Source organism: Stenotrophomonas terrae (assembly GCF_039674165.1).
Taxonomy (GTDB): domain Bacteria; phylum Pseudomonadota; class Gammaproteobacteria; order Xanthomonadales; family Xanthomonadaceae; genus Stenotrophomonas; species Stenotrophomonas terrae_A.
In genome coordinates, this window is record NZ_JBDJMY010000037.1 from 27,267 (window position 1) to 43,660 (window position 16,394).

A 16,394-nucleotide genomic window follows, 5' to 3' on the forward strand; every position below is an offset into this window, starting at 1 on the left:
AGATGTCAGCTGGGGCTGCCTGTGTCTGCATGCAGACGTGCGCTGGTTTCTCAGCGCGGACTCAATTTCATGCTGTGTGTCGCCTTGCCTGGCAGGAACGGGGTTGGCCGGCCTTCCACCCAGTCTTCGTGGCCCGCGCCCCAGAATGGCGACAGTGGATGCCCGCTCTGGCCGCCGGGCATATGCACGATGCCATCGGCCTCGTGGCCGGGCGAGACCACCATGCGTTCGGACGCGCCGAATTTGGGCCCGACCACGCGCGGCATGTCGCTGTCACCGGCGAGAGGTTCTGCTGTCATGCAGAGCCAGCGCTTGAACAAGGCTGGCAATGCCGCCGAGATTGGATGGCAGATCGCCGCGGTATTGCGTTCGCCCCAACTGCGTTGCGTCAGATCGGGTCCCTGCGCGGCCAGATCTTTTTCCAGCTGCCGCGCACTGTCAGCCAGCAAGGCATCCCAACTTTCATACGGCGGCGGTAGCAGGTTTGCCGGGCGTTCGCTGAGCATGGGCCACAGCACGCCCTCGAACTGGGCCAGATTGGGCGCGATGTAACGCTCGCCCAGCTGCGCCTTTGCAGGTGCCAGCAGGGCACCTTCCATGTTGTCCATCAGGATGCCGCGAAAACCACGCGCCATCCGGTAGCTGACCGAATCGGTGGAGGCGCGGCCCTGCCATTGGCGGCTGGCCGCTTCCAGGCGCCTGAGCGCGGGGTCTTCGCTGTGCTCGACGGTCTGCCGCAGCAGTTTCCACCAACGCTCCATCAGCAATGCGCGGTCGTCGAGCTGGACGGCCAGCAGGTCACCTTCCTTGAAGCTTTCGTGGGCAAACAGACCGTCGCGGATCTGCTTTGCACGCGCGCCGAAGTCATAGCCGCCGTCGCCGGCCTCGGCCAGCGCGGCGCCGTCCAGCACGCGGCCGTTGGCTGTCCACAGGCGATGATCCGGCGGATCAATCAGTGCCGGTGCCTGGTCGGTGCGGATGGGCCAGGGCGGGCAGCTGGGTTGCGCGGCTGCATCGGCATGGCAGGAGGGATCCCGTGCCGGCCGCGCGCCGATCAGGCGCCAGGCGATGCGTCCGCTGCGGTCGCCGACCAGCAGGTTCTGCGCTGGGACACCGGAGCGATCGGCTACTGCGAAGGCCGTGTCCAGATCGGCTGCCTTGGCCATGTCGGCGAAATCCAGACGCACGGCACCGGCCTGCTGGCCGACCCAGCGCAATGCCAACAGGCGGCCGTCCGGCTCTTCATGCAGAACCGGGCCCCAGGCGCTTTCGCGTACCAACAGCATTTCCGGGCTGGCACCGGCAACAGCAATGGCCTCGTTGAAGGTCCGCAGCGGCGCATCGGCGGGCAGGGTCGTGTAGTCGGCGGTGTCGATATAGCTGTTGGTGAAGGCCCAGGCCACCCGCGTATTGCTGCCGACGATGACCGACGGCAGGCCGGGCAGGGTGAAGCCGGCGACATCGACCTTGCCCTCCGGCGCGGTCGGGTCGGCATAACGCAAGCGTGCGCGGAACCATATGTTCGGCGCGCGCAGGCCCAGGTGCATGTCGTCGGCGATGATGGCGCGGCCGTCTGAGGTTAGTGCGCCTGCGACCGCGAAGTTGTTGCTTCCCGGAAAGGAGTCGGCCGCCGCAGGGGGCCCGCCTACGTCTCTCTCCCGCCCAGCGGGAGAGAGGGGGACCGCTTGCGAAGCAGGCGGTGGAGTGAGGGCGCGCGCGGTGCCGCCATTACGCAGGTCCAACGTTGCCGCGTCCGGCAGCAAGGCATCGCCACGGGGCGCGCCGAACAAGGGCGCATCCCAACTGCTGCCGTCGTGGGAGAGCAGCGCGTACAGCGCCGGCGGCACGACGCTACGGATGCGCGCCATTGCCAGTTCGCGGGTATTGGTCGGGTCCTGCAGGTCGGCATACATCGCCAGCCCGGTCAGCACCGAATCCTCCAGTTCCCAGGGGCGCGGTTGCTGGCGCAGCAGCAGATAGGGCCATGGCCGCACCGGCAAGGCAGCAAGCCCGGCATTGACGCCTTCACGGTAAGCCTCAACGACATCGCGCTTGCCGCCCAAGGCGGCGCCGAGGTTCTGCTGGGTATGGGCGCGCAGGCGATGCACACGCATGCGCCTGTCCGGCGGCAAGGCCTTGGCGCCGAACAGCTCGGACAACTCGCCGGCCGCCGAGCGCCGCATCAGGTCCATTTCGAAGAAGCGCTCCTGCGCATGCACATAGCCCAAGGCACGCGCCATATCGGTCTCGTTGGCGGCCTGGACGGTGAGTACCCCCAGCGCATCGCGCTCGATGCTGACCGGCGCTGACAGGCCCGGCAGGGCCAGTTCCCCGTCCAGCTGTGGCAAGCTGCCGCGCAGCAGTCCCCAGATCACCAGCAGCAGCACCAGCACCAATCCCAATACAACCCAAAGCGAACGCAGCAGCCAACGCAGCACAGGCCTACCCCCGGTAGCGGTTCTGTCGCGATTGTAGACAGCTTGTGAAGCCGAAAGAGAGGGAATCGCAACTGAAAGTGATTCCGATTAGATCATTGGCTTTTCAGATGGGGCACCCTATGCACCATCGAATCATCAGGAGCACCCCCATGCAGGGCAAACCCGAAGTCATTGAATGCCTGAAGGAACTGCTGCGCGGCGAATTGGCCGCGCGCGACCAGTACTTCATCCATTCCCGTCGTTACGAGGATCAGGGCCTGCTGGCGCTGTACGAGCGCATCGGTCACGAGATGGAAGAAGAGACCGAGCACGCCGATGCGCTGCTGCGTCGCATCCTGTTCCTGGGCGGCAATCCGGACATGCGTCCGCACGCCTTCGAGTCGGGCGTGACCGTGATGGAGATGCTGGAAAAGGACCTGCAGGTGGAATACCAGGTGCGCGCGAATCTGGCCGCCGGTGTGAAGCTGTGCGAAGCGCAGGGTGATTACGTCAGCCGCGACATCCTGATCGCGCAGCTGCGTGACACCGAAGAAGACCATGCCTGGTGGCTGGAGAAGCAGCTGGGCCTGATCAAGCGCATTGGCCTGGAGCTGTACCAGACCAGCAAGATGGACGCCAAGGGCACCGCGGCGCATTGACCTGAAGGCGGCGAAAGCCGCCTTGTGGTGCCGACCCATGGTCGGAATCTGTCAGGTCTGTCGGTAATGCCGTTGCTGACCCTGGTTCGGCGTCTGTCAGGTCAATCGGTAATGCCCTTGCCGACCATGGGTCGGCACTACCAGGTCAGCCGGTAATGCCCTTGCCGACCATGGGTCGGCACTACAGGCGCTGCAGCTTGTATACGGCTGTGGATAGCGTGCTTATCCCTTCGGGATTGAAATCCGGCTGCTGGTCGCGGATGTCGCGGCGCTCCAGCAGACTGGCATGCCACGGGGTGGCGAACAGGCGTTGTACTTCGGCCTCTTCCACCGAGAAGGGTGGGCCTTGTTTTTCATCCTGCGGGTATTCCAGGGTGATCAGTACGCCCTGGCAGCCCACCGGCAACTGCGCGTAGAGCGTGTCGCGGTAGTGCTGACGCAGGTGTGGCGGCAAGGCGATCAGCGCGGCGCGGTCATAGACGCCGGCGATGTCCGCCAGCAGGCCAGCATCCAACGCGAAGGCATCGCCGCAGATGATCTCGATTGGCCCGGCGCTGTAGTGCTCGCCATAGTGGCTGCTGTGGCGCTGCGGGGTGATGCCGGCTTCGGCGAAAAACTGCTCGATGGCCATCGGTGACAGCTCGATGCCCAGCACGCGGTGGCCCTGCGCGGCCAGCCAATGCATATCCAGGGTCTTGCCGCATAGCGGCACCAGTACGCGGCTGCCGTGCGCAATTTCCAGCGTGGGCCAGTGCTTCTGCAGCAGCGGCATCACTTCGCTGCGATGAAAACCGATTTGACCGTTCTGCCAACGTTGCAGCCAGAAGTCGGGTTGCATGGGGTTCTCCGAGTGCGATTGCCTGGTGGGCTGTTTGTAGGAGCGGCGTGAGCCGCGAAGCCGAGAACAATGGATCAATGGTGATTCGTGGTGGCTGATGCTGGTTGGATTTCCAGCTTCGCGGCTTACGCAGCTCCTACAACAACGAAAAAAAGAAGGCCGGGCAATGCCCGGCCTTCTTTTGTTACTGGACGTCCAGCCCTTCAACCTTCTGCCAACCACGCGGCAACAAATGCCCGCGCGTCGCCCTTGTCCCCAGATACGTTTCCAGGTCCTTGAACGAGAGGTTCATGGTGCGCTGGCCACTGCGCACCTGCAGGGTGTTGCCCGGGCCTACCGCAACCACCGCCACCACGCGCTCGGTGGAGAGCTTGGCCTTGGGGATCTCGATGATCTTGTTGCCCTTGCCCTTGTCCAGCTCGGGCAGCTCGCTGGCCGGAATGGCCAGCATGTTGCCGGCGCTGGTGACCGCGACGATGCGGTCGGTTTCCGGGTTGGCGACCAGTGAAGGCGTCAGCACTGCCGAACCGGTGGACAGGTTGAGCATCGCCTTGCCGGCTTTGTTGCGACCGGTGAGGTTTTCGAAGCGGGTGACGAAGCCGTAGCCGTGCGTGGAGGCCAACACGAAGCGGGTGTTGTTGTCGCCGCTGGCCACGGTGACGAAACTGCTGCCCGAGGCCGGCGAGAAGCGACCGGTCAGCGGCTCACCATTGCCGCGCGCCGAGGGCAGGGTGTGCACCGGCGTGGAATAGGCGCGGCCTTCGGTATCGAGGAAGGCCACCTGCTGGGTGCTGCGCGTACGCGCCACTGCCAGCAGGCTGTCACCGTCGCGGTAGTTCAGGGTCGAGCCGTCGACATCGTGGCCCTTGGCTGCACGTACCCAGCCCTTCTCCGACAGTACGACCGTCATCGGTTCGCTGGGTACCAGCTCGGTTTCGTCGATGGCCTGGGCGGCACCACGCTGGACCAGCGGCGAGCGGCGCTCGTCGCCGAACTTCTTGGCATCGGCCAGCAGTTCGTCCTTGACCAGCTTCTTCAGCTTGGCGTTGCTCTGCAGGATGGACAGGATCTTGTCGCGTTCCTTGGCCAGCTCATCCTGCTCGCCACGGATCTTCATTTCTTCCAGGCGCGCAAGCTGCTTGAGCTTGGTTTCCAGAATGTACTCGGCCTGGTCTTCGCTCAGCGCGAAGCGCGCGATCAGCGCGGCCTTGGCATCGTCCTCGGTGCGGATGATGCGGATCACTTCATCCAGGTTGAGGAAGGCAACCAGCAAGCCTTCCAACAGGTGCAGGCGACGCTCCACCTTCTGCAGGCGGTGGTTGAGGCGGCGGGTCACCGTGTCCTGACGGAAACGCAGCCACTCGCTGAGCAGCATCTTCAGGTTCTTGACCTGCGGGCGGCCGTCCAGGCCGATGACATTGAGGTTGACGCGGTAGCTGCGCTCAAGGTCGGTGATGGCGAACAGGTGGCCCATCAGCTGTTCGGCATCGACGCGGTTGGAGCGCGGCATCAACACCACGCGCACCGGGTTGGCGTGATCGGATTCGTCGCGGATGTCTTCCAGCCACGGCAGCTTCTTGGCGCGCATCTGCGCGGCAATCTGCTCGATCACCTTGGATGGAGAAACCTGGTGCGGCAGCGCATCGATGACGATGTTGGCGCCTTCCTTCTTGAAGGTGGCGCGTGCACGCACGCTGCCGTTGCCGGTTTCGTAGATATTCCGCAGGTCCGACGGCGAGGTGATGATCTCGGCCGTGGTCGGGTAGTCCGGGCCCTTCACGTGCTCGCACAGCTCGGCGATGCTCGTGTCCGGCTCGTCGATCAGGCGCACCAGTGCGCTGACGATCTCATTGAGATTGTGCGGCGGCACGTCGGTTGCCATGCCCACGGCAATGCCGGTGGTGCCATTGAGCAGCAGGTGCGGCAGGCGCGCCGGCAACCAGGTCGGTTCCTCCAAGGTGCCGTCGAAGTTGGGCGTCCAATCGGTGGTGCCATGGCCCAGCTCGCCCAACAGCATCTCGGCAATCGGGGTCATCTTGGATTCGGTGTAACGCATGGCCGCGAACGACTTGGGGTCGTCGCTGGAGCCGAAGTTGCCCTGGCCCTCGATCAGCGGGTAGCGGAACGAGAACGGTTGCGCCATCAGCACCAGCGCTTCGTAGCAGGCGCTGTCACCGTGCGGGTGGTACTTACCGATCACGTCACCGACGGTACGCGCGGACTTCTTGGGCTTGGATGCAGCACCCAGGCCCAGTTCGCTCATCGAATAGATGATGCGGCGCTGCACGGGCTTGAGCCCGTCACCGATGAACGGCAGGGCGCGGTCCAGCACCACGTACATGGAGTAATCAAGATAGGCGCGTTCGGCGTATTCGCGCAGCGGCTGCTGTTCAAAGCCGTGGAAAGCTTGGCGTGCAGGATCGGTCATTGCGGGTGGTGCTACCTGTGAACGTTGAAGCCGCGGCGTGGCTGCCGGCTTCCAGACCCATCAATTATCCGGATGGCGGCGGCGATGCCAAGCGCGGCGGTGATCCGGGTGATGTCGGTGTCATCGATTATGGACATATGTGTAACGGTGAATTCACTTCTTGATGGAAATATTCCATTGAGAATATTTCCAGGTGGAAATAAAATGCCGCCCCATGACTGAACCCTTTCCCCGGCCGACCAGCTTCGGCCTGCTGCTGCGCCAGGTGGGCGATGGGCTGGTACGCCAGCTCGACGCCACCATGGCCGAAGAAGACCTTGGCATCGGTTTCACCCATTACGTCGGGCTCAAGGTGCTGTCGCAACTGGCGCCATGCACCGCCGCCGAGCTGGGCCAGGCCATCAACCAGGTGCCCAGCGCGGTGACCCGGTTGCTGGACCGGCTGGAGTCGCTTGGCGCCGTGCGCCGTGAGCCGCACGCACAGGACCGGCGGGCGTTGCAGTTGGTGGTTACCGATGACGGCAAGGCCTTGTGGGAACGGCTCAAGGTGCGTGGCGACCGGATCATGGATCTGGCCCTGGGCGACCTTGATGAAGCCGAGCGTGAGCAATTGTTTTCACTATTGACCCGGGTACGGGACGCCCTTTCTCCCCCATGAACACTTCTCCTATGAAATGCACGCGGCTGTTGTTGCCGGGTGCCCTGGTGCTGGCGCTCGCCGCTTGCGCCAGCAGCCGTGGCCTGCAACCGCAGGGCCATCTGCTTGACGCCGACAGCCTGCACGGCGGCCGTGCGCTCGCCAGCGCGCCGCTCAGCGCTGCCGGTTTCCCGGCCGCCGACTGGTGGCGGGCGCTCGGTGACCCACAGCTGGATGCGCTGGTCGCCGAAGGCCTGCGCAGCAGTCCATCGCTGGACGCGGCCGACGCCCGACTGCGTCAGGCGCAGGCACAAGCTGCCGGCGCCAACGCCGAGCGCAAGCCCAGCCTGTCGCTGGCGCCGGGCTATACCGGCCTGACCCTGCCTGAATCGATGGCCGGTGATCTGGGCGGCGATTACATGGGCAGCGTGCAGGCCGTGGCCAACTTCAGTTATGGCGTGGATCTGTGGGGCGGCAAGCGCGCCAACTGGGAAGCAGCCGTGGACAGCGGCCATGCCGCAGCAGTGGATGCGCAGGCCGCGCGCCTGGATCTGTCGGCCGCCATCGTCCAGGCCTATGTGCAGCTGGCCCATGCCGGGCAGCTGCAGCAGGTGGCCAACGACGAACTGACGCGCGCCGAAAAGACATTGGAACTGACCCAGCAGCGTCGCCGCGCCGGCATCGACAGCAACCTGCAGGTGACCCAGGCGCAGGCCCGTCTGCCGCTTGCCCGCCAGCAGCAGCTGGCCGCGCAGCAGCAGATCGATTCGACCCGCAATGCCTTGGCTGCGCTGCTGGGGCAGGGCCCGGACCGCGGCCTGGACATCGCCGTTCCAGGTGAATTGAACCCGCTTGCCCTGCAACTGCCGAGCCTGCTGCCCAGTGAACTGCTGGGCCGGCGCCCGGACATCGTCGCCGCACGCTGGCGGGTGGAAGCGGCCGACAAGCAGATCAAGGTCGCCAAGACCCGGTTCTATCCCAGCCTCAACCTGACCGCATTGGGCGGTGTGGTGTCGAAGAACCTGGACAGCCTGCTGCAGAGCGGTTCCACCTTCGGTCTGCTGGCGCCAGCGCTGAGCCTGCCGATCTTCGACGGCGGCCGCCTGCGTGCCGGCCTGGCCAGCAGCGATGCCGACTACGACCTGGCCGTGGCCAGTTACAACCACACCGTGATCGAGTCACTGCGTGATGTGGCCGACCAGGTCGCCGCGCTGCGCTCGCTGGGCGAGCAGGTGCAGGCCCAGCAACAGGCACAGGCCACCGCGCAGGCCGCCAATGATCTGGCCCAGCAACGCTACCGCGCCGGCATCGGCAACTACCTGGACGTGCTGAGCACGCAGGACCAGTTGCTGCGCAGCCAGCAGCAGCTGAGCAACCTGCAGTCGCAGCGGCTGCTGTCCTCGGTGCGCCTGAGTGTGGCACTGGGCGGGGGCTTCCAGCCCGACGCCACTGCCGAACCTGCCGCCGTTACCGCCCATTCGAATTCCTGAGACACCTCCCCCATGAGCCAGACCTCCTCCCCTGAAGCGGCAGCCGCCGCTCCCAGCCGCCGCGGCAAGCTGCTGCGCGGCCTGTTGTTCGTCATCGTGATCCTGCTGCTGGCATTTGCAGCCTGGTATTACTTCATGGGCCGCTGGGCCGAGGACACCGATGACGCCTATGTCGGCGGCAACCAGGTGCAGATCACCCCGCAGATCACCGGCACGGTTGTGTCCATTGCGGCCGATGACGGCATGAAGGTAGAGCAGGGCCAGTTGCTGGTGCAGCTGGACCCGGCCGACACCGAAGTGGCCATGCAGCAGGCACGCGCCAACCTCGCCAGTACCGTGCGCCAGGTGCGCGGCCTGTACCGCAGCGCAGAAGGCGCGCAGGCGGAGTTGAGCGCACGCCAGATCACCGTCAAGCGGGCCCGCGAAGATTTCGCTCGCCGCCGCGACCTCGCCGCTACTGGTGCCATCTCCAACGAAGAACTGGCGCATGCCCGCGACGAACTGGCCGCTGCCGAAGCCGCTGTGGCTGGTTCGCGCGAAAGCGTTGAGCGCAGCCGCGCGCTGATCGATGACACCGTCATCGCCACCCAGCCGGACGTGCAGGCCGCGGCAGCGCAGCTGCGCCAGGCCTATCTCAACAACGCCCGCGCCGGCATCGTTGCGCCGGTGACCGGTTATGTCGCGCGCCGCTCGGTGCAGGTTGGCCAGCGCGTGCAGCCCGGCGCCGCCTTGATGGCGGTGGTGCCTGCCGAACAGATGTGGGTGGATGCCAACTTCAAGGAAACCCAGCTGCGCCACATGCGCCTGGGCCAGGAAGTGGAACTGCGCTCGGACCTGTACGGCAGTGACGTGACCTACAAGGGCCGCATCACCAATCTCGGCCTGGGCACCGGCTCGGCGTTCTCGCTGCTGCCAGCGCAGAACGCCAGCGGCAACTGGATCAAGATCGTGCAGCGCGTGCCGGTACGCATCACCATCGATGCCAAGCAGTTGGCCGAGCATCCGCTGCGCCTGGGCCTGTCGATGAAGGCCGAGGTCAACCTGCACGACCAGAAGGGCACGGTGCTGCCGGCCGATGCCGTCAAGGGCACGGTGTACGGCACGCAGGTCTATGCCAAGCAGCTGCACGATGCCGATGCGCTGATCCACAGCATCATCCAGGACAACCTGCCGCCGTCCGCGCGCGCCAGCTGAGGTCATCATGTCCGCTCAAGCTCCCACAGCACCGGCCGCACCTGCGGTCAGTGCAGGGCCGGCCAATGTAGCCCTGTGCACGGCTGGCCTGGCGCTGGCCTCGTTCATGCAGGTGCTGGATACCACCATCGCCAACGTCTCGTTGCCGACGATTGCCGGCAACCTCGGCGCCAGTTCGCAGCAGGCGACCTGGGTGATCACCTCGTTTGCCGTCAGTACCGCGATTGCCTTGCCGCTGACCGGCTGGCTGAGCCGCCGCTTCGGTGAAGTGAAACTTTTCATCTGGGCGACGATCGCCTTCTCGATTGCCTCGCTGCTGTGCGGCATCGCCCAGAGCATGGGCATGCTGGTGGTATCGCGCGCGCTGCAGGGTTTCGTGGCCGGGCCGATGTACCCGATCACCCAGTCGCTGCTGGTGTCGATCTATCCACGAGAGAAGCGCGGGCAGGCACTGGCCTTGTTGGCGATGATCACCGTGGTGGCGCCGATTGCCGGCCCGATTCTCGGTGGCTGGATCACCGACAACTACAGCTGGGAATGGATCTTCCTGATCAACGTACCGCTGGGCGTGATTGCCGCGGCGATTGTGGGTGGCCAGCTTCGCCATCGTGTCGAGCAGACCGAGCGGCCGAAGATGGATTACGTTGGCTTGGTGACGCTGGTGATCGGTGTGGGCTGCCTGCAGCTGATGCTGGACCTGGGCAACGAGGAAGACTGGTTCAACTCGACCAAGATCGTGGTGCTGACCTGCATCGCGGTGGTGATGTTGGCGGTGTTCGTGATCTGGGAGCTTACCGACAAGGATCCCATCGTCGATCTGAAGCTGCTGCGGCATCGCAACTTCCGCGCCGGCACGCTGGCGATGATCGTCGGCTACGCCGCGTTCTTCTCGGTGGCGTTGATGATCCCGCAGTGGTTGCAGCGCGACATGGGCTATACCGCGATCTGGGCCGGTCTGGCGACTGCGCCACTGGGCATCCTGCCGATCATGGTGGCGCCGGTGCTGGGCAAGTTCGGTCACAAGGTCGATATGCGGTATCTGGCGACGATTGCGTTCTTCGTGTTGTCGATGACCAGCTTCCTGCGTTCGGGCTTCAACCTGCAGGTCAACTTTGAACACGTGGCTGGCGTGCAGTTGCTGATGGGCGTGGGCTTGGCCTTGTTCTTCATGCCGGTGCTGCAGATTCTGCTGTCCGACCTTGAGGGGCGCGAGATTGCCGCAGGCTCAGGTCTGGCTACCTTCCTGCGGACCTTGGGCGGCAGCTTCGCCGCATCGCTTACCACCTGGCTGTGGGCACGTCGTACCCAGCAGCATCATGCGGACCTGACCGAGCACGTATCGCTGTACGACCCGGGCATGCACGACCAGGTAACTGCGATGGGGCAGGGCGACCTGCAGCATGGCGCGGCGATGCTCAACGAGATGATCAATCACCAGGCCTCGCAGATGGGCTTCAACGACATCTTCCTGCTGCTGGGCTGGGTGTTCCTGCTGATCATAGGCCTGGTGTGGCTGGCCAAGCCGCCGTTCGGTGCGGGTGGTGGTGCAGCGGCGGGAGGCGGGCACTAGCCCCTGGTTTGTAGGAGCGGCGTAAGCCGCGAAGCCCATAACAATAAAATCGCGGGCTGGCCTTTGATCGTATGGATCAGTGGCTTCGCGGCTTACGCCGCTCCTACAATTCAAAGGCAGATCGCGGGCACAAAAAAACCCGCTTTCGCGGGTTGTTTCGTTTGAGTCGTGGTGCCCGGGAGAGGACTCGAACCTCCACGGAGTTGCCCCCGCTAGCACCTGAAGCTAGTGCGTCTACCAATTCCGCCACCTGGGCACTTCAGGCCGCGCAGTTTGAAGAGGATGGCGATCTTTGTCAACGGTTTTTCTCATTCATCTGCGGTGATCCTGTGCGCACCCCTGTACACGTGGGTCCATGTACCATGGAGGCTGATGAAAAACAAAAAGACCACTGGGGCCGACAAGGCCCAAAAGTCCGCCACCGGCAGCAAGCCGGGCAAGGCGCCGGGCAAAGCCCCCAAAGCAAAGTCGGCCAAGCTGCCGCCATGGATGCCGGAAAGTCTTTCCGCACCCGCAAAGCCAGGCGTTGCCAAGCCTGCCAAGGCCGGCCCGGCGCGCTCCGGCCCAGCCAAGCCAGGCAAACGCAAATTCACTGACGACGCCGCGCCGCAGAGTTTCGTGCGCGGTCGTCGCAAGCCGGGTCCGCCGGTTGCTGCCTTCGATGATCCTTATGCGTCGCGCGAAGCCGAGCGCTACGCGCAGCCGATTGCCAGTCGCGAGGCCATCCTGCAGTTGCTTGACCGCTGCGAAGGCCCGCAGAACGCCGACGAAATCGCCGCCCAGCTGGGCCTGACCGAGCCAGATCGTGCCGATGCACTGAGCAAGCGCCTCGGCGCGATGGTGCGTGACGGCCAACTGGTGCAGAACCGCCGTGGTGGCTTCGCTCCGGTCAGCCAGTTGAGCCTGATCCCCGGCGTGGTGATCGCCAACCCGGAAGGCTTCGGCTTCCTGCGCCCGGACGAGGGCGGCGACGATCTGTTCCTGTCGCCGTATGAAATGCGCAAGGTGATGCATGGTGACCGTGCATTGGCCAACGTTACCGGCATCGACCGCCGTGGCCGCCGCGAAGGCGCCATCGCCCGCGTGCTGGAACGTGGCGTCAACCGCCTGATCGGGCATTTCAGCGTGGAGGCCGGCATCAGTTATGTGGTGCCGGACGACAAGCGCATCCAGCGCAACATCCAGATCCCGGGCGACGCTACTGGCGGCGCCAAGGACGGGCAGCTGGTGGTCTGCGAGTTGACCCATGCACCGGATTCACGTCGTCCGCCGATCGGCAAGATCATCGCCGTGCTCGGCGACAAGCTGACCCCGTCGCTTGTGGTGGAAACCGCCATCCACGGCCACGAGCTGCCTTACGAATTCCCGCCGGAAGTGCTGGACGAAGCCACTGCCGTGCCGTTGACGGTGGAAGCGTCGATGATCGGCAATCGCGTGGACCTGCGCAGCATGCCGCTGGTCACCATCGACGGTGAGGACGCCAAGGATTTCGATGACGCGGTTTACTGCGAGCCGAACCGTGATGGTTTCCGCCTGGTCGTAGCCATCGCCGACGTCTCCAATTACGTGCGTCCCGGTACGCCGCTGGACGATGAAGCACAGCGCCGCGCAACCTCGGTGTATTTCCCCGGTTTCGTCGTGCCGATGCTGCCGGAGACGCTGTCCAACGGCATCTGCTCGCTGCGGCCGAAGGAAGACCGCATGTGCTTCGTCTGCGACATGCAGATCGGGCGCGATGGCCAGGTCAGCGAGTCCAAGTTCTACGAAGCGGTGATGAACTCGCACGCACGCCTGACCTATACGCAGGTGTGGGCGGCGGTGGGTGAGGACGACGCGGACACCAAGGCCTTCATCGGCCCGCTGATGCCGCAGATCCAGAACCTGCACCAGCTCTACCGCATCCTGTCCAAGGCGCGCGAGCGCCGTGGCGCGATCGAGTTTGAATCCTCGGAAGTGCGCTTCGTGCTGGACAACCGTGGCGAAGTGACCCAGGCCGGCATGATGGTGCGCAACGACGCCCACAAGCTGATCGAGGAATGCATGATCGCCGCCAACGTGGAGGCCGCGCGCTACCTGCTGTCCAAGCATGTGCCGGCGCCGTTCCGCGTGCATGAGCGGCCACCGGAGTCCAAGTTCGCCGACCTGCTGGAATTCCTCAAGGAATTCAAGCTGAGTCTGCCGCCGTGGAGCAAGGTGCAGCCGGGTGATTACACCAAGCTGCTGAAGAAGGTGCGCGAGCGCCCGGACGCAGCACTGCTGGAATCGGTGCTGCTGCGCAGCCAGTCGCTGGCGGTGTATTCGCCGGACAACAACGGCCACTTCGGCTTGGCGTTGGAGGCGTACGCGCACTTCACTTCGCCGATCCGCCGTTACCCGGATCTGCTGGTACACCGTGCCATCAAGTACGCGCTGACCGGCGGCCCGCTCGACAAGTACACCTACACTCCGCGCGAAATGGCGGCGTTGTCGCTGCAGTGCTCCGAGCGTGAGCGCCGTGCCGACGAGGCCGAGCGTGAGGTGGACGAGCGTTTCCGCGCGGCGTGGATGGAAAAGCACGTGGGCAGCCAGTTCGATGGTGTCATCAGTGGCGTCACCAGCTTTGGCCTGTTCGTCGAACTGTACGAGTCCAAGGTCAATGGCCTGGTCCACGTGACCCAGCTGCCGCACGACTATTACCAGTTCGACCCCATCCGCAAGACGCTCAGCGGCGACCGCCGTGGCAGCGAATTCCGGCTTGGCGACCGGGTCCGCATCCTGGTGCTCAAGGCCAGCATGGAAGAGCGCAAGATCGACTTCCGCCTGGTCGAGGACAAGGACGGCAAGGTCGAAGCACCGACCCCGCAGCCCGAACGCGGCAAGCCGGCCAAGCGTACCAAGCAGAAATATTGAGGTCAGGAGTAAGGGAAGAGGAGTGGGAAGTGAGGCAGAGCACCGGCCCTGTTTGGCCGGGACGGTGCGGCTCTGCTGTGTTTCTGCCCCTCTCACTCCTCTTCACTCGCTCCTCGGTAGTACCATTGCCCCCCAGAATTCCCCCATGTGACGCCCATGAGCAAGCAGAACCAATGGATCGTCGGCGTCAATGCCGTTGCTTCGTCGATCGAGAAAGACCCCGAAAACGTCCGCGAGGTCCTGATCGAGGCCGGTGCCAAGAACCCGCGCCTGGTTGAAATCGAGGAAGAAGCCCTGCGCAAGGGCATCGACGTACGCAAGGTCAACGCCCAGGCGTTGGGCGGCGTGGCCGGCCAGGTCCGCCACCAGGGTGTGGTTGCGCGCTATGCCGCGCCCAAACTGTGGGACGAGAACGAGCTGAAGGGCCTGATCGAAGCGGCCGAAGGCAAGGCGCTGGTGCTGGTGCTGGACGAAGTGCAGGACCCGCACAATCTCGGCGCCTGCCTGCGCAGTGCGGCTGCCGCTGGCGTTACCGCCGTTGTGATCCCGAAGGACAAGAGCGCCCCGGTCAACGCGACCGTGCGCAAGGTCAGCGCCGGTGCGGCCGACAGCATTCCGGTGGTGTCGGTCACCAACCTGGTCCGTTGCATCAAGGACATGCAGAAGCTGGGCGTCTGGGTGTACGGCCTGGCCGGTGAATCGGACACCACCATCCACAAGCTCGACCTGCGCGGCAACGTGGCGCTGGTGATGGGCGGCGAAGCTGACGGCATGCGCCGCCTGACCCGCGAGACCTGCGACCAGCTGGTGCGCATCCCGATGCCGGGCGACATTGAGAGCCTCAATGTATCCGTGGCGACGGGTGTGGCATTGTTCGAGGCTGTCCGCCAACGCCTGTAAGGAACACCATGCCCCGCACGCCGCATCGTCTTTTCCTCCGATTGACTGTGGCGCTGGCGGGGCTTTGCGTCCTCAGCGCCGCCGCGCAGGACGCACCGCGCGTACGTGCGCGTGACCTGGGCGTTGCGCCCGGCATCTTCAGCCCCGGCAGCAACAACGCGATTACCGACGTGGCCGGCGTACGCGTCGGCCAGGTCACGTTGAGCGAAGGCAATACGGTACGCACCGGTGTCACCGCGATCCTGCCGCACCCGGGCAATGTCTACCGCTCGCGGGTGCCGGCGGCACTGCACGTGGGCAATGGCTTCGGCAAATTTGTCGGCAGCACCCAGGTAAACGAACTGGGCGAACTGGAAACCCCGATCCTGTTGACCTGCACGCTGTGCGTGTGGAAAGCCGCCGATGCGATGGCCGACTGGATGCTGGCGCAGCCGGACATGCAGCAGGTGCGTTCCTTGAACGTGGTTGTCGGCGAAACCAACGACGGCGGCCTCAATGACATCCGTGCACGCCCGATCACCGCCGCTGCGGTGCGCCAGGCATTGGAAAGTGCGAACAGCGGGCCGGTGCAGGAAGGCAGTGTTGGTGCCGGTACGGGCACCGTGGCATTCGGCTGGAAGGGCGGTATTGGTACCTCATCGCGCAAGCTGCCCGAGAGCCTGGGGGGCTGGACGGTAGGCGTGCTGGTACAGGCCAATTTCGGCGGCGTGCTGCAGGTCGAAGGCGCGCCGGTCGGCCGTGAGCTGGACCGTTACGCGTTCCAGAATGCAGTGGCTGCGCAGGGCAATGTGCGCGGGTTGGCTGATGATCGCGGCGATGGCTCGGTGATCATCGTGGTGGCAACCGATGCGCCGTTGTCGGATCGCAACCTGCGGCGGCTGGCATCGCGCGGGATGATGGGGCTGGGGCGTACCGGCAGTTCGGCATCCAATGGCAGCGGCGACTATGTGCTGGCGTTCTCGACGGCGGAGTCGGTGCGGCGTGGCTTTGATGCCGCACAGTTGCAGACCACCGAGCTGGCGAACGAACAGATGAGCGCGGTGTTCCAGGCCAGTGTGGATGCGGTGGAAGAGTCGGTTTACAACGCCTTGTTCATGGCGACCACGGTGAGTGGCAATGGGCAGACAGTGGAGGCGATTCCGCTGGATAAGGTGCGGGAGGTTTTGCGGCGGCATGGAGTAGAAGCACCGAGGTAGCAGGGTGCTCGGAGTGCTGCAGAACCAAGCGATGCTTGGCGAAATCCCTTCTCCCGCCTGCGGGAGAAGGTGCCCGAAGGGCGGATGAGGGGAGCTTATAAGCTTCCTGGCGTTTCAGCTTTTGCTTCTCCCCTCAGCCCTCTCCCCAACCCCTCTCCCCAACCCCTCTCCCGGAG

At 64.7% G+C, this 16,394-nt stretch carries 12 protein-coding genes and 1 tRNA gene; 9 read left to right on the forward strand and 4 right to left on the reverse strand.

Annotated elements, in window-relative coordinates; genetic code table 11:
- Positions 1–50: 50 nt before the first annotated feature.
- A complete protein-coding gene (locus tag ABE493_RS14560; protein ID WP_346499627.1) occupies positions 51–2,438 on the reverse strand; it encodes a penicillin acylase family protein in 2,388 nt (795 codons plus the stop codon).
- A gap of 149 nt (positions 2,439–2,587) precedes the next feature.
- Here ABE493_RS14560 and bfr point away from each other — a divergent pair, with 149 nt between their 5' ends.
- On the forward strand, positions 2,588–3,076 hold the full coding sequence (bfr, locus tag ABE493_RS14565; protein ID WP_346499628.1) for a bacterioferritin: 489 nt from the start codon (positions 2,588–2,590) through the stop codon (positions 3,074–3,076).
- A gap of 181 nt (positions 3,077–3,257) precedes the next feature.
- Here bfr and ABE493_RS14570 read toward each other — a convergent pair whose 3' ends face one another.
- Positions 3,258–3,914, reverse strand: coding sequence for a thiopurine S-methyltransferase (locus tag ABE493_RS14570; protein WP_346499629.1), 657 nt, complete (start codon positions 3,912–3,914; stop codon positions 3,258–3,260).
- Between the two features lie 184 nt (positions 3,915–4,098).
- The gene (gene parC / locus ABE493_RS14575) at positions 4,099–6,342 is read right to left on the reverse strand and encodes a DNA topoisomerase IV subunit A (protein WP_346499630.1); all 2,244 of its coding nucleotides are present in this window, start codon (positions 6,340–6,342) and stop codon (positions 4,099–4,101) included.
- Positions 6,343–6,359: 17 nt separating this feature from the next.
- Between parC and ABE493_RS14580 the strand changes: the two genes are divergently transcribed.
- From ABE493_RS14580 to ABE493_RS14600, 5 genes are read left to right on the forward strand one after another with little or no spacing between them, the layout of a single operon-like run.
- Positions 6,360–6,506, forward strand: coding sequence for a hypothetical protein (locus ABE493_RS14580; RefSeq protein WP_346499631.1), 147 nt, complete (start codon positions 6,360–6,362; stop codon positions 6,504–6,506).
- A gap of 50 nt (positions 6,507–6,556) precedes the next feature.
- Positions 6,557–7,000 (forward strand): MarR family winged helix-turn-helix transcriptional regulator, encoded by a 444-nt coding sequence (locus ABE493_RS14585; protein WP_346499632.1) that lies wholly within the window; start codon positions 6,557–6,559, stop codon positions 6,998–7,000.
- On the forward strand, positions 6,997–8,469 hold the full coding sequence (locus tag ABE493_RS14590; protein ID WP_346499633.1) for an efflux transporter outer membrane subunit: 1,473 nt from the start codon (positions 6,997–6,999) through the stop codon (positions 8,467–8,469). The genes ABE493_RS14585 and ABE493_RS14590 overlap by 4 nt, the downstream gene beginning before the upstream one ends.
- Positions 8,470–8,481: 12 nt before the next feature.
- Positions 8,482–9,663, forward strand: a complete 1,182-nt coding sequence (locus tag ABE493_RS14595) for an efflux RND transporter periplasmic adaptor subunit (protein WP_346499634.1) — start codon at positions 8,482–8,484, stop codon at positions 9,661–9,663.
- Positions 9,664–9,670: 7 nt separating this feature from the next.
- Positions 9,671–11,233, forward strand: coding sequence for a DHA2 family efflux MFS transporter permease subunit (locus tag ABE493_RS14600; RefSeq protein WP_346499635.1), 1,563 nt, complete (start codon positions 9,671–9,673; stop codon positions 11,231–11,233).
- A 169-nt stretch (positions 11,234–11,402) separates the two neighbouring features.
- Here ABE493_RS14600 and ABE493_RS14605 read toward each other — a convergent pair.
- Positions 11,403–11,489 (reverse strand) — tRNA-Leu (locus tag ABE493_RS14605).
- 116 nt (positions 11,490–11,605) lie between these two features.
- On the opposite strand from ABE493_RS14605, the gene rnr reads away from it, so the two are divergent.
- From rnr to ABE493_RS14620, 3 genes are all read left to right on the forward strand, one after another.
- Positions 11,606–14,122, forward strand: coding sequence for a ribonuclease R (rnr, locus tag ABE493_RS14610; protein ID WP_346499636.1), 2,517 nt, complete (start codon positions 11,606–11,608; stop codon positions 14,120–14,122).
- 156 nt (positions 14,123–14,278) lie between these two features.
- Positions 14,279–15,022: a 23S rRNA (guanosine(2251)-2'-O)-methyltransferase RlmB gene (gene rlmB / locus ABE493_RS14615; protein ID WP_346499637.1), complete on the forward strand. Its 744-nt coding sequence runs from the start codon at positions 14,279–14,281 to the stop codon at positions 15,020–15,022.
- 8 nt (positions 15,023–15,030) lie between these two features.
- Entirely contained in the window at positions 15,031–16,218 is a 1,188-nt protein-coding gene (locus tag ABE493_RS14620; protein WP_346499638.1) for a P1 family peptidase, read from the forward strand.
- Positions 16,219–16,394 lie beyond the last annotated feature (176 nt).

Bases quoted from the DNA above. Each gene is read 5' to 3' on its own strand.
- rnr (WP_346499636.1), top strand. From the start codon at position 11,606: ATGAAAAACAAAAAGACCACTGGGGCCGACAAGGCCCAAAAGTCCGCC.
- ABE493_RS14590 (WP_346499633.1), top strand. From the start codon at position 6,997: ATGAACACTTCTCCTATGAAATGCACGCGGCTGTTGTTGCCGGGTGCC.
- parC (WP_346499630.1), bottom strand. From the start codon at position 6,342: ATGACCGATCCTGCACGCCAAGCTTTCCACGGCTTTGAACAGCAGCCG.
- ABE493_RS14600 (WP_346499635.1), top strand. From the start codon at position 9,671: ATGTCCGCTCAAGCTCCCACAGCACCGGCCGCACCTGCGGTCAGTGCA.
- ABE493_RS14570 (WP_346499629.1), bottom strand. From the start codon at position 3,914: ATGCAACCCGACTTCTGGCTGCAACGTTGGCAGAACGGTCAAATCGGT.
- ABE493_RS14595 (WP_346499634.1), top strand. From the start codon at position 8,482: ATGAGCCAGACCTCCTCCCCTGAAGCGGCAGCCGCCGCTCCCAGCCGC.
- ABE493_RS14585 (WP_346499632.1), top strand. From the start codon at position 6,557: ATGACTGAACCCTTTCCCCGGCCGACCAGCTTCGGCCTGCTGCTGCGC.
- rlmB (WP_346499637.1), top strand. From the start codon at position 14,279: ATGAGCAAGCAGAACCAATGGATCGTCGGCGTCAATGCCGTTGCTTCG.
- ABE493_RS14620 (WP_346499638.1), top strand. From the start codon at position 15,031: ATGCCCCGCACGCCGCATCGTCTTTTCCTCCGATTGACTGTGGCGCTG.
- bfr (WP_346499628.1), top strand. From the start codon at position 2,588: ATGCAGGGCAAACCCGAAGTCATTGAATGCCTGAAGGAACTGCTGCGC.